We start from the raw sequence: 21,721 nt of genomic DNA, 5'->3' as shown, positions 1-21,721 counted from the left end.
AGCTGAGATTATACCCACTGAACCTGGAACAGGTAATGCTGTTTAGGGACAATTCGACTTCATTCTAAATGATGCCCGAATCCGTATAACAATCGACCCCTTTTATTCAATTAATCTTAAAAATTAAAAGAATGAAAGGATTTATTTTTTTTGGACTTATCGCAGGTCCATTCTACTTGCCACAAAACACTGGGCAAGATTCCCTCAGAACAAAGGAAATTGCAAGCATCACTTTTCTAAAGCGACTGCCTGTAACCAAAGAAATCATCAACGTTGAAAAAGATTTAGGTTCAAAAAATATCGGTCAGGATTTGCCGATTTTATTAAAGAATCAGATGTCTGTAATTTCTACTTCTGATGCTGGTAATGGCGTTGGCTACACTGGTTTTAGAATCCGTGGTGTAGGTGGCACAGCCATTAATGTGATGTTAAATGGCGTTCCTTATAACGATTCCGAATCGCAAGGAACTTTCTTTGTTAATGTTGGTGATTTAACAAGTTCAGCCTCGCAAATTGTAATCCAGCGTGGCGTGGGAACTTCTTCAAATGGTGTTTCTGCTTTTGGAGCCAGTGTTAACGTACTTACCAAAAGTCCCGAGGAAAAATTTTATATTAAATCTGATGACTCCTACGGATCCTTTAATACTTATAAATATTCGGCAGAAGTCGGAAGCGGAAAATTCTGGAAAGACCGACTTTCCGTAATGGGGAGATATACCAAGATTCATTCTGATGGATATATTGAGCGTGCTTTTTCAGATTTAGACTCTTATCATCTATCTGCACTTTTTGAAGCGTACAAAACCAAAATCAGATTGCTGGCTTTTGGTGGTAAAGAAAAAACCTACCAAGCTTGGAATGCAATCGACAAGCAAATGTGGGAAAACCATCCTAAGTTTAACAATTCTGGAGCAATCTACGACGAAAACTGGGAAAACATCGTTGACTTTTATGATAACGAAACCGACAATTACCGACAGAATCATTATCAATTACTATGGGAACAAAATCTAAAGAATCACTGGAAATTAGAGACCACTTTTCATTACACCAAAGGAAAAGGATATTATGAAAACTACAAACAGGACGCGAAGTTTTCAAAATACAATTTGCCTATCTTAATGATTGATAATCAACAAATTAAAAGAACAGATTTCATTCGTAAGAAATGGCTCGATAATGATTTTTATGGTGGAGTTTCTACGCTTTACGGAACGTATGAAAACCTGGATTTAAATTTTGGACTTGTCGGAAATCAATATAAAGGAAAACACTTTGGAAACGTTTCTGGCGTTTATTTTCCTGAAATTTTCGAACATGAATATTATAGAAATAATGGCACAAAATCTGAATTTTCAGGGTTTGCAAAAGCGATTATAAAAATAAATAAACTCGAGCTGTACGGAGATATGCAGTTAAGAAACATTAATTACGACACTGAAATTATTCAACAAGGCGATAATGAAGGCGTGGAATTGATTAAAAACTGGCTATTCTTTAATCCAAAAATGGGACTGAATTATAAAATAAATTCTGGGAAACTTTTCTTGTCGTACGCTCATGCACATCGGGAACCTAATCGAGATGACCTCTTTGCGAACCCCGAAATTCAACCGGAAAAGCTACATGATTTTGAAGCAGGACTCGAAAAATCAATCGGTAGCGTTTCTTTCACCACCAATTTATACTATATGAATTATAAAAATCAGTTGGTTTTGAATGGTCAGATTAATGACATCGGCGAATTTATCCGCCTGAATTCTGGTAAAAGTTATAGAATGGGAATTGAGGTTGGAGCCTTAGCAAAACTTTCAGATCAATGGAATATTTCTGGAAATTTTACTTTAAGTAAAAATGAAAATAAAGAATTTAAAAATGAAACAGCTACTGGTTTTGAAAGTTTAGGAAATACTCCAATTTCATTTTCGCCTGAAGTGATGGGAAATGTTCTTCTGAATTATTCACCAAACTCAAAATTGAACCTAGGCCTTCAAAATCAATATGTTGGAAGCCAGTTTTTGGACAATACCAATAATGAAAACCTAAAACTGAACGACTATTTTCTGACGGACTTTACTGCCCAATATCGTTTAAATTTAAAACGGACTCAAGTTGATTTTAAAGTGTTAGTTAACAATATTCTGAATAAAAAATATGTAATTAACGGTTTTGTCTATGATAAAAACCCCTTTTATTTCTCACAGGCAGGAACAAATTACCTATTTGGATTGACGGTGAAATTTCATTAATAAAAATGATTAATTGCACTAAAAAGTACACCACCTATTATAATTTATAGTATTTTTGTTTTAATAAAACAATACATTATGAAAAGACTTTATTCATTATTTCTAGCATTAATCATTGCTACAACTGCATCAGCACAAATTCAGACCGAAGTTCTTAGTCCAGGTGTTTTTAAATTAACCTACGGTGCAACTGATGATTATACCTTGTATGATCCCGGCTTTGAAGTGCCTACATTTTACGTTCACTGTTTTGTAAATGCCGTAGACAATTCCTCAGGAAATGCTTTCGAGGATGCATGGATCAACTCAAATGTAACCATGAATTATGACAGTACTGCGATGGCTTATATAGGAATTGTCGATTTAAACAGCAAATTATTTACACAAACCAATGCCGAGATTCCGGTAGGAACTGTTGTTAATAAATTAGGATTTGTGTTTAAAGATTTACAAAATGGAGCAACAAAACAATCTGCGGATTTGTATGCAAATGGCCCCACTACGATTATTAACTTATCTGCTTTTACACCAAATTCTAAGCAAAAGTCATCAGTCGTTAACGGACAACTGCAAACTTCCATGAAAGGGTTATTAACAATAACGCTCTATGAAATATCTGGAAAACTCCTACGCAACTTTGAAACAAAAGCCGATGGAAATCTCATTGATTTAAATATTAGAAAAAACGGACTTTACTTGGTTAAAATTACCCAGGGAACTCAAAGTGAAGTGCTTAAATTCACAAAATAATTTCTGCATACGATTTTAAGAGACTGCTTTTGAGCGGTCTTTTTTATTTTGATTAAATCAATCAAAAAACATAAATTTGCCCTAGTATGAATTACGTTCTATTTCTTCTCGAATTTCTTAAAAAACAAGGAACCATAAGCCTACCTGGTTTTGGAACATTTTATCTGCATACGATTAATGCAGTACTCGATAAAAATGGCGAAAATATTTTACCACCCGGCACCGAAGTCGCTTTCAAAGCAGACGTTACAGGAAAAGGAGATGATTTTGCTGAATTTCTCGCCAAGCGAAAAAAAATTCCCATAATCGACGCGGAAATTGAAATTATAAAGCAAATCAACGGTTGGACTGCAGCGCTTCATAAAAACCAACAAGTTCCCATTGAAAATTTAGGAACCCTATCATTAGAAGATGGCAAAATTATTTTCTCGGGAAATAGAACGGAAAATCTCTCGCCTGCTTTTTACGGTTTAGAAGAAATCAATATCGCAGAAATCAAAACGAGTCCTACCAAAAACAGCAACACTTATCAATTCAGTAAATCGTTCTTCTGGATTATTCCTTTACTTGTTGGTGTTTTAGGACTTACTTATGTTGGAATTACCCAACCTGAAATGATTTTCGGGCAGAAATCCTTTCAGAACGAAACGCCAAAAAAAGAAGTCATTCCTGTTAAAATTGATTCATTAAAGACAGACTCTTTAAACACCGTAAAATTAGTGATAGATTCTCTGAAGAATGATTCTCTACAAAAAGCGATTGTGCCCCTAAAACCTCCAGCTAAAAAATGGAGTGCAAAAAATTATTCAAAAAACAAATGGAAAAAATCAAAAAAGCGTCCCAATCGCTAACCATAATGACCAATATCGTTTTGCCAAATGAAACGAATTCTTTACGAAATCTTTTCGGTGGTGAACTCTTAGCTAAAATGGATCGGTGCGCCTCTATTTCTGCCGCGAGACATTGCGAGCGACGCGTGGTAACCGCTTCTGTAAACCACGTTTCCTTTGATCACCCGATTCCGGAAGGGGGAATTGTGGTTTTAGAGTCCAAAGTTTCCCGAGCATTTTCAACCTCAATGGAAATTTATGTGGATGTTTGGTTAGATGATCCGATTAATCAAAAAAAAGTTCATACCAACTCAGGAATTTACACTTTTGTAGCGGTAGACGAATTTAACCGCCCAATTCCCATTCCCAAAATGGTACCCGAAACCGAAGTAGAAATTCAACGATTTGACGCTGCACTTCGCCGAAAAGAACTTTCCTTGATTCTATCGGGCAGAATGAAAGCTGCAGATTCTGTGGAATTAAAGAAATTGTTTGGTTCGTAAACACAAACTAACATTGATCATTACCGATATGAAAATTCTTCTGCTCGATAAAAACCATCTCTTAATCACTGAACAACTTAGCGCCAGAGGATTTACTTTGGTGGAGGATTTTACGTCTTCATATGAAGAGGTCTTAGCCAAAGTGGGTGATTTTGAGGGAATCATCATTCGCAGCAGAATTCCTATTGATCAAAATTTCTTAGAACATGCCAAAAATCTAAAATTCGTTGCTAGAGTCGGAGCTGGCATGGAAAACATCGATGTTGAATTTGCGAAAAAATCAGCAATCCAACTCATCAGTTCACCGGAAGGAAATCGTGATGCTGTGGCAGAACATGTTGTGGGAATGCTGCTGGTTTTAATGAACCGATTGTTTATTTCGTCTCTGGAAGTGAAAAATGGAATTTGGAAAAGAGAAGAAAATCGCGGCGACGAATTACTCGGTAAAACCATTGGATTGATTGGTTATGGCAACATGGGAAAGGCTGTAGCCAAAAGATTTTCAGGTTTTGGATCTAAAGTTATTTTTCATGATATATTGCCCGATATTGGCGATGAATTTGCGACCCAAGTTCCTTTAGATCAATTAAAAAAAGAAGCTGATATCCTTAGCCTTCATCTTCCCATTACGAAAGAAACGCATCATCTAATCGATGCAAAATTCATTTTAGAAATGGCGAAAGACTTTTATTTCATAAATACCGCCAGAGGGAAAAATGTTAAAACAAAGGATTTAGTAGAAGCCGTAAAATCTGGCAAAATAAAAGGAGTCGCACTTGATGTTTTGGAATATGAAAAAGCATCATTTGAAAATCTAGACACCGAGAATGACGACTTACAATTCCTATTAAATTCTGAAAAAACAATTATAACCCCACATATTGCGGGCTGGACGGTTCAAAGCAAGGAGAAACTGGCACAGGTGATTGTAGATAAAATAGATGCCCAGTTTCTGCAAACTTAACATTAGTTTATGACTTAAATCTTACTTCTTGTCTCGGATTTCCCTTATATTGCAGAGATTTCTTAAGCCAAAAACTTCTTCATGAAATTTTCAAAAGCCTTATTCGTTTTAATTTTATTTGCACTCATTCTATTTTCTTGTAAAAAAGAAAGTTCTGAAGAAGAACAAATCAAAACCACCTTACCTAATTTTGGAAATGTTGATTTAGATGGTGTTTTTAAGAATAAAGACCATACGTTAGAAAACAAAGATTCACTTGTAGCAGTACTGGACCGATATTATAAAAATGTGTGGGAAAAAGGAAATCTGTGGGGCGGATTTATGGTGGCTAAAGGCGATGAAATCCTTTACGAAGGCTACCGTGGCTTTGCTCAGGCAAACGACCAAGAACCGATTAACGATACAGTTGCACTGCATGTCGCATCAATTTCTAAATCGATTACCGCAATGGCTACCCTCAAACTGGTAGAAGCTGGGAAAATTAATTTAGAAGATCCACTGACGAAGTATTTTCCGAAATTTCCCTATCCAAAAGTGACTATTTTGACCCTTTTAAATCAAAGAAGTGGGCTGCCAAAATACGAATATGTTATTGAAAAAATAAGCCCCGCACCGCCGGAACTGTCAAAGAAATATTTAACCAATCAAGATATTTTAAATTTACTCATTCGCTACCAACCCGAACTTGCACGTCCCACGGACACTGGTTTTATGTATTGCAATACGAACTATGCCCTATTGGCGTTACTTATTGAAAGAGTGACTGAGAAAAATTTTCCCGAAGCGATGAAGCAAATGGTTTTTCGCCCCTTAAAAATGAAACATTCATACGTTTTTCAGGAGAAGGATACCCTAACGGCGGCAAAATCTTTTTTTCAACGTGGCCCTAGAGTTTATCCCTACGATCGGCTGGATGTTATTTTTGGTGATAAAAACATCTATACCACGCCAAGAGATTTATTAAATTTTTCAAAAGCCCTTTATTCAAAGGATTTTCTCCGGCCAGATTTGAAAAAAATGATTTTCGAACCTTATAGCAACGAGCGACCTGGAATTAATAATTACGGTTTAGGTTTTAGAATGAAGGTTTTTGATGACCAGGAAAAACTCACTTATCATAATGGTTGGTGGCACGGAACAAATTCAGTCTTCGCCCATTTACAAAAATCTCAAGTGACCATTATCGCCATCGGAAATAAATATTCTACACGAATCTACACTGCTTTGGCTCTTTCTGGTTTGTTTGAAAACTTCCCATATGAAATAGAAAAATTTCAAAAAGCGATGAATGAAACCGATACGCTGAAACAGAATATTTCTAATGACAGTTACAGCGAATAAATTTCTTAATTTTGCACAAATCCTTTTCATGAAAAGATTCTTATTTCTGGTTTTTATCAGCTTTCTTTTGGCATCGTGCGCACGAGTTGGATCGCCCGTGGGAGGTGCAAAAGACAGTATTCCCCCGCAAGTAACCGGAAGCAATATTGATAGTCCCAGAATTAATGTGCCGCGAGACATCAGAGAACTTCGGATTGATTTTGATGAATACATTGTGCTGAAAGATATTAACAAACAATTGATTATCTCGCCACCTTTGCAAAAAATCACCAAAATTCTTCCCTCTGGAATGGGCAACAAATATGTACTGATTAAATGGGCAGATACTTTGCAAGCCAACACCACCTACAACTTTAATTTTGGAAATGCAATTGTAGATAACAATGAAGGAAACGCCCTTACCTACTATAATTTTGCTTTTTCTACGGGTGAAAAAATCGACAGTTTGTATATCAGCGGAGAATTAAAAAGTCTCTTTAAAGAAAAAGATAAAAAAGAGGAAGAAGGGAGTTTAGTGGTTGGCCTCTACCAAGAAAAAGACTCTATGAATTATCGGCAAAAACCTTATTACATAACGAAAGCCGATCCTGACGGATATTATGAGCTTAATTATTTGGCTCCTGGCAATTATCATATTTTAGCTTTTGAAGACAGCAACGCAAATTCGGTCTACGACTTTGGAAAAGAAAAAGTAGGTTTCTTAAAGGAAAAAATTACTTTAAATAAAAGTGTTTCTGGATTGAATATTGACCTTTACCCTTCTAAAAAACCGTTAAAGTATGTAGAGATGAAAGAAATTGCAGGTGGAATTTTAATGACTTTTGAAGGAAATCCAGCAGACGTAAAAATAGTTTCTTTAAATGAAAAATTAAAGGATTACAAAATAACACATTTGCCAAAATCAGATTCTGCGACCATTTGGTTTAATGCAACTGAGCAGAATATTGGTATTACAAGCAATGAAAATCTGAAATTCAGTTATGATGCGGGAATTAAAAAAGATACCGTTTCGCTTTTTTATCGGTATAATGCGAAAAATGAAATGTCAATCGCCAATAATCGCGGGAATTTATTAGCCCCAAAACAAGATTTCGTGGTGACTTCTAATTATTTGGTTGATAAAATCCAACCCGAAAAATGGATCCTCGTTTCAGACAGTCTTAAACAAGATTTCACGGCAGAAATCTCTAAAAAGAATCCTTTTGAAATTCACATTCAATCAGATTTTAAAGAAGGTAAAAAATATTCATTAACCATTCCGAAAGAAACGGCATCTTCCTACTATGAAACCTTGAAAAAATCCTACCGGTTTGATTTTGAAGCAGATAAAATAGAAAACTATGGAGATTTATCCGTAATCTTAGAAAATGAACCTAAAAATAAATTTTGGATTCAAATGGTTAATGAAAACGGAACAGTTGCCTATTCCCAATATGGACTTGAAAAGAATATCAACTTCAAATCATTGAAACCTGGAAAATATGACCTGCGAATTATGGTTGATGAAAATGAAAATGGCATCTGGGATTATGCGGATTTTGCAGAAAATATTTTTGCAGAACCGGTCTATCTTTTAGACAAAAAAATAGAAATCAGACCCTTGTGGGAGATTCGTGAAACCTGGATCCTTGCCAGCCAAAAGTCAGAAAATGAAGAAGAAGTCCAAAAAAACCAAACCCAAACTCCTTTAAATATAGCTACGCCTCAATGAAAACTTTTTTAAATATTCTTTATTGGTTTTTGATTGTTTTTGCACTCATCCAGTTTATCCCAATCAACAGAACCAATAAACCGGTAGATTCTAAAGTGGATTTTGTCAACGTATATCAAACGCCCGCCAAAATTGAAAAGCTACTAAAAATCGCCTGCTACGACTGTCATTCCAACGAAACGGTTTATCCGAAATATGCATATGTGGCCCCAATTTCTTGGTCAATAAAAAACCATATTAATAAAGGAAAAGGGTATCTCAATTTCTCTGAGTGGGGAACTTTTAACCGTGATTTAAAAAAGAGCATGCTCGATAAGACTGTTAATTCTTTACAGGTTTATTCCATGCCGATGCCTGGCTATATTGCACAACATCCAGAGGCCAATCTTTCGAAAGCGGAAAGAATTTTATTAACCAAGTACTTTGAAGATATTGTAAAAACAGGAAATTATTAATTTTATTTAATTAATGTACTCTTGGCAGAAATCGTAATTATTTTCCATAGTTATGGTTCAATGAATTAAACCTTTACCAATAAATACAATTTCTGCGTAGAATAATGGCTTTAGAAATATCGTGAAATTTTCAATGGAGTTTTTTTTATATTTTCTTCACCGCTTTTGCAATATTTACAATAACCTTCACGGCTTTTTCCATCGACTCTAGGCATACGTATTCGTATGGCCCGTGGAAGTTAATTCCGCCTGCAAAAATGTTTGGACAAGGCAATCCCATATAAGAAAGTTGTGCGCCGTCTGTACCGCCGCGGATGGCTTTAATTTTCGGTTCAATGTTCGCGTCAATCATCGCCTGTTCTGCCAGGTCTATAATATGCATTTTTCCTTCAAACTGCTGCTTCATATTGCGGTATTGTTCTTTGATCTCCACTTCTGCAGTACCGTCACCAAATTTTTTATTGAATTCTGCAACGGCTCCCGTCATGAATTTTTTTCTCGCTTCAAATTTCTCGTTGTCGTGATCACGAATAATGTATTGAATTTTTGCTTCAGAAACATCTGCTTTAACATCCATTAAATGATAGAATCCTTCAAATCCTTTAGTCGTAGAAGGCGTTTCGTGCGCTGGCAGCATTTGAATAAATTCTGCAGCCAATAAAGATGCGTTCACCATTTTACCAATCGCATAACCAGGATGTACACTTAAACCATGAATTGTAACCACTGCTCCTGCGGCATTGAAATTTTCATATTCTAATTCTCCAACCTCACTACCATCCATGGTGTAGGCCCATTCTGCGCCGAATTTCTTTACGTCAAATTTATGTGCACCACGTCCTATTTCTTCGTCCGGTGTAAATCCAATCGCAATTCGGCCATGCTTAATTTCCGGATGCGCCAATAAATATTCTGCGGCAGTAACGATTTCTGCAATCCCAGCTTTATCATCGGCACCAAGCAGTGTTGTTCCGTCCGTCGTTATTAATGTTTTCCCTACATAATCATTTAATGTTTCAAATTTTGAAGGGGAAAGCGTGAATCCTGTTTTTTTATTTAAAAGCAAATCACCTCCATCATAGTCATCCCAAATTTTCGGTTTTACATGTTCTCCGTTAAAGTCAGGTGAGGTGTCATAGTGCGCGATAAAACCAACCACTGGCTCGTCATCATTTTCCAAATTAGAGGGCAAGTACGCGTAGATATAGCCGTGTTCATCCATCGAGACATCACTTAAACCGAGTGTTTTAAGTTCTTCAAAAATATAATTCGCAATATCCCATTGTTGGGGCGTGGAAGGGGTCGATTCACTTTCAGGATCGCTGGTTGAATATATTTTAACATAATTAATAAAACGGTTTTGTAGTTTCAGTTTCCAATCGAGATTAAAAGATATGGTTGTCATAATTGCGTATTTTTAACAAAGTTAAAATTTTAGCGTGAGGATTGCGCAAGATTTTCGGAAATATTTTGGTTACAATAATGGCTGTGTTTTATCTAAGTTACTGAAAATGATTATCTTAAAAGGATTTTGTTTTTTTTAAGCATTTTTCAAAGTTTTGGTATATTTGAGAAAATCAAAAAATAGAAATGTTTTTAACAGAATGTCCTCGTGATGCGATGCAAGGCTGGGGAGAATTTATCCCGACGCAGAAGAAAATAGACTATCTTAATTCATTAATGGAAGTTGGTTTTGATGTGCTCGATTGTGGGAGTTTTGTTTCACCTAAGGCTATCCCGCAGATGGCAGATTCCGGTACGGTGATCGATGAAATTGATAAAGGCGTTTCTAATACTAAATTATCAGTGATTGTTGCGAACTATCGCGGAGCAGAAAAAGCATTAAGCCACCAAGCTGTTGATATTCTCGGTTTTCCTTTCTCGATTTCAGAAACTTTTCAATTTCGAAATACCAATAAAAATCAAGAAGAAGCTTTTAAAGATATTAAAAAAATTAACCAAGTTTTAGAATCAGATGGGCGGATTTTAAATGTATATTTTTCCATGGCTTTCGGGAATCCCTATGGCGAAGTCTGGAAATCTGCTGAGGTGGATTATTGGGCGCAGCGATTTCATGACATCGGGATTAAAAATATTCTCCTCTCTGATACCACTGGAACTGGCTCGCGCGAGCAAATAGAATTACTTTTTAAAACCATCCCTACAAAATATTCTGGAATTGATTTTGGCGCACATTTCCATAACCGTTACGAAGATTCCTATATGAAATTGAAAGCAGCCTACGATAATGGTTGTCGCAGATTTGATTCCGCAATTAAAGGAATTGGTGGTTGCCCAATGGCGAAAGATGATTTGGTAGGAAATATGCCGACCGAACAAGTGATTAATTTTATGGCGGTTGAAAAAATCGACCATTCCCTAAACTTACTGCATTTCGAAAGTGCCTTTAACAAAGCCAAAGATATTTTTCATTTTTAATGCTAACAATTCTCATTTTAATTTTGTTCTAAATCTTAATTGAATTTATTATCTTTAACTAAAATAAACAAAAGACTATGACTTCAACAATTACCTATTTGGGAGATTTTAAAATCGTTTCACAACATGAGAAATCTGGTGCGACCATTACTACTTGTGCACCATTACGAGAAGGAGGAACTTCAGAATTATTCTCGCCATCAGATATTTTTGGTATTTCCTATGGCCAATCTATGTTAATGGCAGTTGCGGTACTAGGGGAACCTAGAGGGATTTTCATTAAAGGCGCAACCTGTGAGTTAAAAAAATCAACCCATCCAGAACCGAAAAGAATCGGAACCATCTTTTGTATTGTAAGAATCCCTGGGAAATTTACAGATGAACAGAAGAAATTCATCGAGGATACGGCACTTAATTGCCCTGTAGCCTTATCTATTCATCCTAACGTACAAAAAACAGTAATGTTCGAATTTGAATAAATAGAATAAAAAATGCTGGAATTATCCAGCATTTATATTTTAGAACATTCCCAATTCAAATCGGGCTTCTTCACTCATCATGTCTTTGTTCCAGGCTGGTTCAAAGGTAAGCTCTAAATCTACTTCATTAACCTCATCAACTTCAGTTACGCGCTGGCGAACTTCAGCAGGCAAACTTTCTGCGACCGGGCAGTTCGGTGTTGTTAAAGTCATAATCACTTTTACTTTACCCTCATCAGAAATCTGTACATCATAGATTAATCCTAGTTCATAAATATCAACCGGGATTTCTGGATCGTATACGGTTTTAAGTGCGGTAATAATATTTTCACCAATTTCGGCAATTTTTTCGTCTGTATATTTCATTCTTATTTTGGAACGTTTAATTTTCGCTTTTGTCTAATAAATCCTCCTGCCGCATGCGCCGGAAAACATTTGCCAAAGTTAAGACATCTTTTTCACAATATTTAACGATTCTAAATAAGTCTTTCTCTATATAGTAGATTGATGCCACCATTGAACCATCTATATCATCTTTTGGCGTGGGTATTCCGAAGAGATGAGCCAATAGTTCCAAAGAGATAAATGATTTGTAATCTCCAAATTTCCAAAGCTCCATGGTGTCGAGATGTGGAATTTCCCATGGTTTTTTTCCAAACATTTGAAAAGGAAGTGGCGGCTGCATTCCATTGATTAAAAAACGGCGGGCAATCCAAGGAAAGTCGAATTCTTTCCCATTATGAGCGCAAAGAATAACTTCCCGCAGTTTTGGACTGTTAAAAATTACCCCAAATTCTTCCAGCAATTTTTTTTCATCATCTCCGTAGAAACTTTTGATTTTCAATTTGCCATTTTTCTCCAGGATCCCAACCGAAATACAGATAATCTTTCCGAATTCTGCCATGATTCCGCCTCTTTCCGTGTAATATTCTTCCGCGGTAAATTCTTCTTTTCGTTGAAATTTTGTTTTTTTATCCCAAAGATATTGCTCGGTTTCATCCAAATCCCGCCAATTCCCAAACTGTGGAACCGTCTCAATATCCAGAAATAATACTTTTTCTAAAGGAATGTTTTGAATCATAATTTTAGTTTTTAACAATAGTTCTATCCAATAGGCAAGCCATTTTTTACGGGTAAGGTGGTACTTAAAATGGTGATTTCTTTATTCTCGCCTATTACACCTAATATTAAACACTCACTAAAAAAGTTGGCAATCTGTTTTTTCGGAAAATTTACAATGGCAATAATCTGTTTTCCAATAAGGTCTTCTTTGTCATATAAATCGGTGATTTGCGCAGAAGATTTTTTAGTTCCAAGCTCGCCAAAATCAATTTCTATTTGATAAGAAGGATTTTTTGCACGTTTAAAATCAGAGGCAGAAATAATTGTTCCGATTCTTATATCGAGTTTTTCAAAATCACTCCAACTAATTTCGGGTTTCATCGCCAATGATTTTTTTTATTTAACAGAGACGATGTAATCGTAAACCATCTGATGTTGGCTCTCATTTAATTTCGCTTTTGGAGCCATCGAATTCATAATACCTACCCAACTTTGTGCAGAATATTCCTTAGGATTGGGTAAGTCGTGGCATTTCCCACATGAATTGTCGTAGATTGTTTTCCCCTGGGAAAGGTATTCAGTAGAATTATTTTTAGTGCTTGCTTCTCCAATTTTCGGACTACAAGAAAACATAAAGCCGATAATGCCCAACGCAGCGACTAAAAAGTTGTAATTGGGAATTGCTTCATTTTTAAATTGATTGTGCTTATTCATTTTTATAGTTTTTGACTACGTATTTCTTTCAAAAATAAGAATTTTTATTTTCAGTTTCCCTCTCCCTTCTGAAAATTACGTATTTTGTTAAAATATAAAAATCTTAACTATTTTATTTCCCGATAATATTTTGACCATTCGTAGAGGCTTAGTTTTTCACTAGCCGGTAAATAGTTGAATTGATTTCAGAAAAGAATTGTATTTTTGAGTTAATGAAAACGCCTTCAAACCAAGATCTGATAAATGGAATACGATCCGGAGACAAACGCTTGCTCGGAAAAGCAATTACGTTGGTCGAAAGTAAAAAAGCGGAGCATCGCAATCAGGCGGATGAATTGTTAAAAGAAATCTTGACTTTTACCGGGAAATCAATAAGAGTAGGAATTACTGGCGTGCCTGGTGCTGGAAAATCGACCTTTATCGAAAATTTTGGAAAATTAGCCGTGGCGCAGGGAAAAAAAGTTGCGGTCTTAGCGATTGATCCAAGTTCTACTTTGAACAAAGGTTCTATTTTAGGCGATAAAACCCGCATGGAAGAATTGTCGAAGGAGAAAAACGCCTTTATTCGTCCCAGTCCGACTTCTGGATTTTTGGGAGGAATTGCTAATGCAACATTTGAGTCGATGTTGATTTGCGAAGCGGCGGGGTATGATTATATTCTCATTGAAACCGTGGGTGTTGGTCAAAGTGAAGTTCTGGTATCCGATATTACTGATGTTTTTTTATTCTTAAAGATTATTGGTGGTGGCGACGAACTTCAGGGAATAAAACGAGGTATTATGGAAATGGTGGATTTGATTTTCATTAATAAAGTTGAAGAAGAAAACCGCCTTAAAGCAAAAAATACAAAAGTGGAATTGATGCGTGCTCTTCATTTTTTACCATCAAAAGAAAAAGACTGGAAAGTTCCGGTTCTGCTGGGTTCTGCTTTAAACAATGCGGGATTACAAGAGGTTTACGAAAAAATTCAAGAATTTATTGATCTAAAAATAACTCATCATTCTTTTGAAGAAACCCGAAAAAAACAAGCCGAAAAACGTTTTGATTACTGGGTTCAGGAATATATTTTACAAAAAGCAAAATCAGATAAATTGACCGAATCCTTTTATGAAGAACATAAAAAAAATGCTTCTGAACTGAAATCAAATCCAAGTACAGAAGCAAAAATTTTTGTTGAGAAATTAATCGGATAATAGGTTAGTTTTTTACAGTCCTATTTACTGTAACATAACCATCATAAGAAATGGGTTGCCTGTCATTAGAATCGATTGACACATAGGTTTTAGCATTTTTGAAAACCTCCATAAAAATGGTCTTCGTGTTTTGCTGATCGTTGGTTGTAATGGTATACAAGAGACTTCCTTTTTTACCTTCTTTTTTATTAATGGTAAAATCTTTCGAAGTGAATCGGTAAGAATTTTTGTCGGGATCCATGTTTGAAGTGTACATTCTGCCAAAGTAGGGTAAAGTGACCTCTAGTTTATCTTTTCGGATTTCTATGGAATAACCGTAGTCTAAATCCATCATCCGCGAAGAACTGCCACCCGGAAGTGAATTCATAACATTTATAACATCCAAATTACTTGGATTTGCGTGCTGTGCGACAAAAGTAAATTCATTGCTCTCCAACAATGACACAATATTTCCTGACGCAGGGATATTATTCTGTGTACGACAAGAATACATTAAAATAAAAGTGAAAACAGCAATTACTATTTTATGTAAATTTCTCATGAGATTTTTTGGTACTCATGCAAAAATTATGCAATATTGCCTCTTAAATCTTTTTTTGGAATAAAAATTGTTTAATTCCTTAAAAGTAATTTATAAAACGATGAAGAATATAAACAAAATATTGGGAATCAGCATTGTGTCTGCAATGATGATCGCCTGTACTACCAACCCAATCACGGGTCGCAAGTCAATTCAGTTGGCAAACAATCAAGAGATTTCAGCGATGGCTCTTCAGCAGTACCGTCAAGCTTTGTCGACTGCGAAGGTTGTTTCTGGGACTACTCAAGCAAAAAGCGTTCAGAACGTAGGTTTGAGGATAAAAAATGCTGCCAATAATTATTACCGTGGAATAGGTAGAGAAGCTGATCTTGCCAATTATCAATGGGAATTTAATTTAATTGATGATAAGCAGGTTAATGCGTGGTGTATGCCTGGTGGTAAAGTGGCCGTTTATACGGGAATTATGCCTATCACAAAAACAGATACCGGCTTAGCAGTAGTTTTGGGTCACGAGATTTCCCACGCCATAGCAGGCCATGGAAACGAGAGAATATCACAAGGTATGATTGCAGAATATGGTGGCGCAATTTTAGGAAGCACGATTTCGAATGGCCAAATGGCTGCGATTTTTCAACAAGCTTATCCTTTAGGTGCTCAAGTAGCACTATTAAAATATGGCAGAAGTCAAGAGTTGGAAGCAGATGAAATGGGTCTGTATTTGATGGCAATGGCAGGTTACGATCCACGAGAAGCACATCCTTTCTGGCAGAGAATGGAAGCTGCCTCGTCTGGAAATCGACCACCAGAATTTCTTTCTACGCACCCTAATCCTGACACCCGTAGAGCAGATTTAGAAAAGCATATGCCCAAAGCTTTGCAATATTTCAAAGCATCTGGCGGCAAACTTTAAGACATATAATATGGCAAACCTTCCCGAAATTTTCTTAAATTTGGGAAGGTTTTTAAATTAATATCAACATGAAAAATTTAACTTTTATAGGATTTTTATTACTTGGTTTGGCTTTTTTGCTTTACTATATGTTGCCGCAATTTTCGGTAGTCAAACTTTTTGAACCGATTAATTTGATGGGGATCCTCGCCGGTATTGGTATCGGTTTAATTATTGGAGGGATCGTAGGCTATGTTAGCAAAGGGGCTGCTTTAAAACAAGAGGAAAAAAGAAGAGAACTTAAGCAACTTCGGATTGTAAATGAAGATTTGGAAAAACAAGCCGCAGAATTAGCAAAACAACAGACTGTAACATATACTTCACCTGACGATAATAAAAATCCTCCGAACTATTAATTCGGAGGATTTTTTGGTCATTTACAGTTCGTTTTCTTAAAACTCATAGCCTAAACCTACCAAAAATAAACTTGGTCGGCTGTCATAACGAATTGTTTCGTTGGTATTCTTGTTAATAAAATTTCTTTGATCATTAGTGAATGCGCCTTCATATCGAGCATTAAGAATCAATTTTTGTAATTGTACTTGTGCACCGAATTGATAACCTACCATAAAATTATCGGTCGCATTTTCTTTAAAATCATCAAACTGATTGTCAGTCGTTAAATTATAAGATGCAACGGGGCCTAAGAAAACACCTAAATTATCGCCTAAGATTCGATAGCCTAAAAGAACAGGCAGATCAACACGATTGCTTTGTGCTTCAATCGTGGTGTTAACAAGCGGATCAGGAATATCAAATTCTGTTTTAAAAGTGGTGTAATAAATCTCTGGCATTACAAAAAAGGATGCAGGCAAATCTATTTTTACAGATAATCCTACATTATAACCAGTGCTATTTTTTCCAGAATCATTGTATACTTTCACAGCAGTACCTTTAACACTCTCCCAAGTTGGGCTATCGGTTTTAAAAAGCACATTCGCTTTTGCCGCCAATTTAACCTGTGCAGATCCTAAAACACTTGCACCAATTAAGAAAACACTGATTACTTTATTCATTATTTTGAGGTTTTGTTATAATATTATCAATTGAAGTTTTATTTGTTTCTAGGAAATACTCTCGAAGTTCCTTAAACAGCTCTGATGAATAAACGAAATCAATCAAGTTTTTATTGCCTGCATTGATCAGGATGTCTTTATCTCCTTCCCATTCTTTAATACCCAGCCGAAGATACAGGATTTTTTCACCAATTGTCATCACCGAGTTCATATCATGTGAATTGATGATGGTGGTGGTGTTATATTCTTTGGTTATTTCTAGAAGCAGATCATCAATAATATTAGAAGTGTAGGGATCTAGACCAGAGTTAGGTTCATCACAAAAAAGATATTTCGGATTGTTAACAATCGCTCTGGCAATGGCCACCCTTTTTTGCATTCCACCCGAAATTTCTGAGGGATATTTTCGGTTGGCTTTCTCCAAATGAACACGCCCAATCACCTCAAATGCACGCCTTTTCTTTTCTCTAAAAGTAAGGTTGGTAAACATATCCAACGGAAAAGTTATATTTTCTTCTACCGTCATGGAATCGAAAAGTGCACTGCCCTGAAATACGGTTCCGATTTCAGACCTAAGTAACTGTTTCTCATCTCGCGACATATTATTAATGTCTCGGCCATCGAATAATATCTCGCCAGAGGTAGGCTGATAAACATTGAGTAAACTTTTCAGAAACACTGTTTTCCCTGAACCACTTTGCCCGATGATGAGGTTTACTTTTCCGGTTTCAAAAGTACTTGTAATTCCTTTTAAGACCTCCACTTCATCAAAACTTTTCTTTAAATCTTTTACTTCAATCATTAGCTTAGGAACATTTGGGTTAATATTAAGTTCATAATAATAATGGCTACAATAGTCCATACTACAGCTTGGGTACTTGCCCGCCCAACTTCCAGGGAGCCACCCTTTACATTATACCCAAAATACGCGGGAATCGTTGCGATTAAAAAAGCAAATGCTGCAGTTTTGAAAAAGGCATACCAAATGAAATGTTGTGGCATATACATCTGTATTCCAGTGATATAATCTGCTTTACTCCAGCTCCCTGTAGCAAGTCCAGCCAAATAGCCACCCCAAATTCCAAAAACAATACTGATTGCAATAAGCAGCGGGTTAAAAATTACACTGGCTAAAATTTTAGGTAAAATAAGAAAGTTTGGGGAGTTAACTCCCATAATATCTAAAGCATCAATTTGCTCGGTAACACGCATCGTACCAATACTAGAAGCGATATAGGAACCCACTTTCCCTGCTAATACCACCGAGATAATGGTAGGTGAAAACTCCAAAATCAAAACTACTTTGGTGGCATACCCAATGAATGAATTTGGAATTGGGAACGATGATGCATTGAAGTTATTAAACATTTGGATCGCGACTACAGCTCCTACAAAAGTGGAAGTAAATAATACCAATCCGAAAGAGTTTACGCCCAGATCATATATTTCGCGCATCAGCAGTTTACCGAAAACCGAAGATTTCTGCGGCTTCTTCAGCGTTTTTGATAAAAGAAGGAAATAAGCGCCAATTTGGCTCAACAGATTTTTTAACATGCTGCAAAATTAGTGTTTTTTATTTTTTAAAGAAGTTTTAATTGGCATTCTTATCACCGCCAATCACAAGAAAAATGGTTTTGAATATGATGACCAAATCCAAGCTCATCGTCCAGTTTTTTACATAAAAAGCGTCGGCAAGAATTCTTTTCTGCATTTCAATATCCATATTACCTGCATCACCACGCAAGCCGTTCACCTGTGCTAAACCAGTCACCCCTGGTTTTACCAAGCTCCTAATTGAATATCGCCCAATTTTTAATTTGTAGAAATCATCTACCAAAAGCATATGAGGTCTTGGACCAACAACCGACATTTCACCCCTGAGCACATTCAGAAATTGCGGCATCTCATCTAAGCTTGTTTTCCTCAGAAATCTACCAATTCTGGTAATCCGCTGATCATTTTCTTCAGTGGTCTTAATGGTGCAATTACCATTAACACACATCGTTCGGAATTTTATACACGTGAAAACTTCTTCGTGGTAGCCATATCTTTTTTGTAAAAAAAAGACCGGACCTTTACCATCAAGTTTTATTAAAATCGCAATAATTGGAAAGAGCCAACTGCAAATAAAAACAATCATGAAGACCGAAAAAACCAAATCAAAAGCACGTTTTAAAATAATATTGGTGAGATAATCCAACGGAAATTTTGAGCGAATTAAAATAGGTTGGGTTTCGATATAACCGAGGTCATACTGAAAAAAATTATTTTTCACAATGGTTGGAATTAGGGAAATCCTAACCTTGTGCATTTCTGCTAATCTATAAATTTCGGCTTCTTGTTCTTTTTCGTAATGCCCAAGTTCGGTAGAAATATAGAGCGTGTGAATCCCGTTTTCTTTCCAAAATTCGACTAATTTTGCAAAATCAAAACGGTCTTCAATTGCATAATTATAAATTTTAAAACCATAATCTTTTCGCTCTGTTAAAATATTTTTTAATATTTCTGAAGAGGAATCATCGGATAAAAACATTACATTTCGGTAATTAAGTCCTTTGGTCCTAATGTATTTTAAAGTAAAGAAAAGGGTAGATTTAATTAGGAATAGCAGGAAAAATAAACTGATCGCAATCAGAAATCGATCTTGTTTTAAAAAATCATTATTGCTTACTTTCGCTAATAAAATCACACCGAAAATGAAAATGAAAATATGTGTAACCAATCGTTCCAAATAAATGGTGTAAGTAATATTTCGGGCGATAGAATATAATTTTGTTCTGCTGCTCAACAATATCCAGTAAAAAATAAGCAGTACGATGGATAGAATATTTTGTTCAGAAGTTTCTTCAGCAAATAGCTGATCATTGTTTCGTAGAAAAAAATACACAAAAACCGCCGCTATCACAACGACATCGATGAGAATAAAAGTGGTTTTGAAATAGCGAGAATATCGAATTCTTTGCATACTGCAGTTTAATTAGAAGTAAATCTAATATAATTTAGGGAATATTCAAATACTTATGCGTTTGTACCGAGGCTTGCCATCGCGGATTTGCCAATATGAAATCGGTAATCTTGGCATACATTTCATCTCGTTTACTCCACTCACTCTGCAGGTAAAGAACGCAATCTGGTGAAACCTTGGCTGCTTGCTCTTCGGCAAACTTAAAATCACTGTTGTTGAAAATAATCATTTTCAACTCATTGGCATTGGCATAAATTGCGGGTTTCGGCAAGCCGGTTTTTTTCGGTGAAAGCGTAATCCAATCTAATTTTCCGCTCATTTCGTATGCGCCAGAAGTTTCAATATGAATTTCACAGCCGAGTTCTTTCAATTTGTTTGTTAAAATTTCCAGATTCCACATTAAGGGTTCTCCGCCGGTTAAGACAATCGTTTTACAAAAACTGGCCGCCGTTTCGGCAATCATTTCCGTATTCATCAAAGGGTGTAAATTTGGATCCCAACTTTCTTTAACGTCACACCAGTGGCAGCCAACATCGCAACCACCCAGTCTGATGAAATAAGCCGCTTTCCCAGTATGGGCACCTTCGCCTTGCAACGTGTAAAAATGCTCCATCACTGGGAGCATTTTACCTTCTTGTAATAAAATATTTTCTTCTTCTTTAGTCATTATATTCTGAAGTTTTATAGGCCAAAATAGTGTTTTTCATCAACATGGCTCTCGTCATGGGGCCGACTCCGCCTGGTACTGGCGTAATCCAACTCGCTTTTTCCTTGCAGCTTTCAAAATCTACGTCACCAACCAACTGATAGCCTTTTTCAGACTGATCTTCTACGCGGGTAATTCCCACATCGATGATGATCGCCCCGTCTTTAATCATATCTGATTTTAAGAAATTGGGATCACCCAGCGCCGTAATGATAATATCTGCATTTTTGGTAAATTCCTCAATATGAGGCGTGTAGGAATGGGTAAGGGTAACGGTAGAGTTCCCAGGGAAATCTTTTCTTCCCATCAAAATACTCATCGGTTTTCCTACAATTCTGCTTCTGCCAATCACTACACAGTGTTTTCCTTTGGTGTCGATATGGTACCTTTCTAATAAGGTCAAAATTCCAAACGGAGTTGCCGGTAGAAACGTGTCCATTTCCAAAGCCATTTTTCCAAAGTTTTCTGGGTGAAAACCATCTACATCTTTTCTTGGATCAATCGCCATGATGATTTTTTCCTGATCGATTTGTTTTGGTAATGGCAATTGAACGATAAATCCATCAACATCTTTGCACTTATTGAGTTCATCGATTTTTTCTAAAAGTTCTGCTTCAGAAACCGTACTGGGAAAATCGATCAGTGACGATTTGAATCCCACTTCTTTGCAATCCTTAATTTTATTATTCACATAAGTCATGCTCGCACCATTTTTTCCGACCAGAATCGCAACTAAATGTGGTGGACGTCTGTGGTTTTGTACAATCTTTTCTACATCGATGCGAATTTCTTCTTTGATTTCTTTGGAGACCTTCAGTCCGTCGAGAATTTGTGCCATTTCGTTTTTACTTTAG

General features: G+C 36.2%; 25 protein-coding genes. 13 read left to right on the top strand and 12 right to left on the bottom strand.

Features of this window, described 5'->3' with window-relative positions; all coding sequences use genetic code 11:
- The first annotated feature begins 131 nt into the window (after positions 1 to 131).
- From QWY78_RS04050 to QWY78_RS04015, 8 genes are all read left to right on the top strand, one after another.
- Positions 132 to 2,249 carry a TonB-dependent receptor gene (locus tag QWY78_RS04050; protein ID WP_290216847.1) on the top strand — a complete coding sequence of 706 codons (2,118 nt, stop codon included), beginning with the start codon at positions 132 to 134 and terminating at the stop codon, positions 2,247 to 2,249.
- Positions 2,250 to 2,327: 78 nt separating this feature from the next.
- On the top strand, positions 2,328 to 2,999 hold the full coding sequence (locus tag QWY78_RS04045; RefSeq protein WP_290216845.1) for a T9SS type A sorting domain-containing protein: 672 nt from the start codon (positions 2,328 to 2,330) through the stop codon (positions 2,997 to 2,999).
- 86 nt (positions 3,000 to 3,085) lie between these two features.
- Positions 3,086 to 3,850: a hypothetical protein gene (locus QWY78_RS04040; protein ID WP_290216843.1), complete on the top strand. Its 765-nt coding sequence runs from the start codon at positions 3,086 to 3,088 to the stop codon at positions 3,848 to 3,850.
- Positions 3,817 to 4,332 (top strand): acyl-CoA thioesterase, encoded by a 516-nt coding sequence (locus tag QWY78_RS04035; RefSeq protein WP_290216841.1) that lies wholly within the window; start codon positions 3,817 to 3,819, stop codon positions 4,330 to 4,332. The genes QWY78_RS04040 and QWY78_RS04035 overlap by 34 nt, the downstream gene beginning before the upstream one ends.
- Positions 4,333 to 4,360: 28 nt before the next feature.
- Positions 4,361 to 5,296: a 2-hydroxyacid dehydrogenase gene (locus tag QWY78_RS04030; RefSeq protein ID WP_290216840.1), complete on the top strand. Its 936-nt coding sequence runs from the start codon at positions 4,361 to 4,363 to the stop codon at positions 5,294 to 5,296.
- A gap of 81 nt (positions 5,297 to 5,377) precedes the next feature.
- Positions 5,378 to 6,637: a serine hydrolase domain-containing protein gene (locus tag QWY78_RS04025; protein WP_290216839.1), complete on the top strand. Its 1,260-nt coding sequence runs from the start codon at positions 5,378 to 5,380 to the stop codon at positions 6,635 to 6,637.
- 28 nt (positions 6,638 to 6,665) lie between these two features.
- Entirely contained in the window at positions 6,666 to 8,348 is a 1,683-nt protein-coding gene (locus QWY78_RS04020; RefSeq protein ID WP_290216837.1) for an Ig-like domain-containing domain, read from the top strand.
- Positions 8,345 to 8,803 (top strand): heme-binding domain-containing protein, encoded by a 459-nt coding sequence (locus tag QWY78_RS04015; protein WP_290216836.1) that lies wholly within the window; start codon positions 8,345 to 8,347, stop codon positions 8,801 to 8,803. Before QWY78_RS04020 ends, QWY78_RS04015 begins: the two co-directional genes overlap by 4 nt.
- 145 nt (positions 8,804 to 8,948) lie before the next feature.
- Here QWY78_RS04015 and pepT read toward each other — a convergent pair whose 3' ends face one another.
- Entirely contained in the window at positions 8,949 to 10,208 is a 1,260-nt protein-coding gene (gene pepT, locus QWY78_RS04010) for a peptidase T (RefSeq protein WP_290216834.1), read from the bottom strand.
- A gap of 185 nt (positions 10,209 to 10,393) precedes the next feature.
- Here pepT and QWY78_RS04005 point away from each other — a divergent pair, with 185 nt between their 5' ends.
- Positions 10,394 to 11,242: a hydroxymethylglutaryl-CoA lyase-like TIM-barrel protein gene (locus QWY78_RS04005; RefSeq protein WP_290216832.1), complete on the top strand. Its 849-nt coding sequence runs from the start codon at positions 10,394 to 10,396 to the stop codon at positions 11,240 to 11,242.
- Between the two features lie 77 nt (positions 11,243 to 11,319).
- Positions 11,320 to 11,721: an OsmC family protein gene (locus QWY78_RS04000; protein ID WP_290216830.1), complete on the top strand. Its 402-nt coding sequence runs from the start codon at positions 11,320 to 11,322 to the stop codon at positions 11,719 to 11,721.
- 39 nt (positions 11,722 to 11,760) lie between these two features.
- On the opposite strand, the gene QWY78_RS03995 is transcribed toward QWY78_RS04000, so the two are convergent.
- The 4 genes from QWY78_RS03995 to QWY78_RS03980 are packed head-to-tail and all read right to left on the bottom strand — an operon-like array spanning position 11,761 to position 13,497.
- Positions 11,761 to 12,087 carry an SUF system Fe-S cluster assembly protein gene (locus tag QWY78_RS03995; RefSeq protein ID WP_290216828.1) on the bottom strand — a complete coding sequence of 109 codons (327 nt, stop codon included), beginning with the start codon at positions 12,085 to 12,087 and terminating at the stop codon, positions 11,761 to 11,763.
- 16 nt (positions 12,088 to 12,103) lie between these two features.
- Positions 12,104 to 12,802 carry a 3'-5' exonuclease gene (locus QWY78_RS03990; RefSeq protein WP_290216827.1) on the bottom strand — a complete coding sequence of 233 codons (699 nt, stop codon included), beginning with the start codon at positions 12,800 to 12,802 and terminating at the stop codon, positions 12,104 to 12,106.
- Between the two features lie 23 nt (positions 12,803 to 12,825).
- Positions 12,826 to 13,170, bottom strand: a complete 345-nt coding sequence (locus QWY78_RS03985; RefSeq protein WP_290216825.1) for a tRNA-binding protein — start codon at positions 13,168 to 13,170, stop codon at positions 12,826 to 12,828.
- Positions 13,171 to 13,179: 9 nt separating this feature from the next.
- Positions 13,180 to 13,497, bottom strand: coding sequence for a cytochrome C (locus QWY78_RS03980; RefSeq protein ID WP_290216823.1), 318 nt, complete (start codon positions 13,495 to 13,497; stop codon positions 13,180 to 13,182).
- A gap of 212 nt (positions 13,498 to 13,709) precedes the next feature.
- On the opposite strand from QWY78_RS03980, the gene meaB reads away from it, so the two are divergent.
- Positions 13,710 to 14,690: a methylmalonyl Co-A mutase-associated GTPase MeaB gene (gene meaB, locus QWY78_RS03975; RefSeq protein ID WP_290216821.1), complete on the top strand. Its 981-nt coding sequence runs from the start codon at positions 13,710 to 13,712 to the stop codon at positions 14,688 to 14,690.
- 4 nt (positions 14,691 to 14,694) lie between these two features.
- On the opposite strand, the gene QWY78_RS03970 is transcribed toward meaB, so the two are convergent.
- Complete coding sequence (locus QWY78_RS03970) at positions 14,695 to 15,231, bottom strand: DUF4251 domain-containing protein (RefSeq protein ID WP_290216818.1); 537 nt, start codon at positions 15,229 to 15,231, stop codon at positions 14,695 to 14,697.
- A gap of 100 nt (positions 15,232 to 15,331) precedes the next feature.
- On the opposite strand from QWY78_RS03970, the gene QWY78_RS03965 reads away from it, so the two are divergent.
- Both QWY78_RS03965 and QWY78_RS03960 read left to right on the top strand, forming a co-directional pair.
- Positions 15,332 to 16,141: a M48 family metallopeptidase gene (locus tag QWY78_RS03965; RefSeq protein WP_290216816.1), complete on the top strand. Its 810-nt coding sequence runs from the start codon at positions 15,332 to 15,334 to the stop codon at positions 16,139 to 16,141.
- 68 nt (positions 16,142 to 16,209) lie between these two features.
- Positions 16,210 to 16,536, top strand: coding sequence for a hypothetical protein (locus QWY78_RS03960; protein WP_290216814.1), 327 nt, complete (start codon positions 16,210 to 16,212; stop codon positions 16,534 to 16,536).
- Between the two features lie 36 nt (positions 16,537 to 16,572).
- On the opposite strand, the gene QWY78_RS03955 is transcribed toward QWY78_RS03960, so the two are convergent.
- From QWY78_RS03955 to QWY78_RS03930, 6 genes are read right to left on the bottom strand one after another with little or no spacing between them, the layout of a single operon-like run.
- Entirely contained in the window at positions 16,573 to 17,196 is a 624-nt protein-coding gene (locus tag QWY78_RS03955; RefSeq protein WP_290216812.1) for an outer membrane beta-barrel protein, read from the bottom strand.
- Positions 17,189 to 17,998, bottom strand: coding sequence for an ABC transporter ATP-binding protein (locus QWY78_RS03950; RefSeq protein WP_290216809.1), 810 nt, complete (start codon positions 17,996 to 17,998; stop codon positions 17,189 to 17,191). The genes QWY78_RS03955 and QWY78_RS03950 overlap by 8 nt, the downstream gene beginning before the upstream one ends.
- On the bottom strand, positions 17,998 to 18,750 hold the full coding sequence (locus QWY78_RS03945; RefSeq protein WP_290216807.1) for an MlaE family ABC transporter permease: 753 nt from the start codon (positions 18,748 to 18,750) through the stop codon (positions 17,998 to 18,000). The genes QWY78_RS03950 and QWY78_RS03945 overlap by 1 nt, the downstream gene beginning before the upstream one ends.
- 37 nt (positions 18,751 to 18,787) lie before the next feature.
- Positions 18,788 to 20,161: an exopolysaccharide biosynthesis polyprenyl glycosylphosphotransferase gene (locus QWY78_RS03940; RefSeq protein ID WP_290216805.1), complete on the bottom strand. Its 1,374-nt coding sequence runs from the start codon at positions 20,159 to 20,161 to the stop codon at positions 18,788 to 18,790.
- A 34-nt stretch (positions 20,162 to 20,195) separates the two neighbouring features.
- Positions 20,196 to 20,828 carry a 7-carboxy-7-deazaguanine synthase QueE gene (locus QWY78_RS03935; RefSeq protein ID WP_290216803.1) on the bottom strand — a complete coding sequence of 211 codons (633 nt, stop codon included), beginning with the start codon at positions 20,826 to 20,828 and terminating at the stop codon, positions 20,196 to 20,198.
- The gene (locus QWY78_RS03930) at positions 20,821 to 21,705 is read right to left on the bottom strand and encodes a bifunctional 5,10-methylenetetrahydrofolate dehydrogenase/5,10-methenyltetrahydrofolate cyclohydrolase (RefSeq protein WP_290216801.1); all 885 of its coding nucleotides are present in this window, start codon (positions 21,703 to 21,705) and stop codon (positions 20,821 to 20,823) included. Before QWY78_RS03930 ends, QWY78_RS03935 begins: the two co-directional genes overlap by 8 nt.
- Positions 21,706 to 21,721 lie beyond the last annotated feature (16 nt).

This window comes from Kaistella yonginensis, from assembly GCF_030409525.1.
Taxonomy (GTDB): Bacteria; Bacteroidota; Bacteroidia; order Flavobacteriales; family Weeksellaceae; genus Kaistella; species Kaistella yonginensis.
This window is presented reverse-complemented; position numbering and strand designations above follow the sequence as displayed.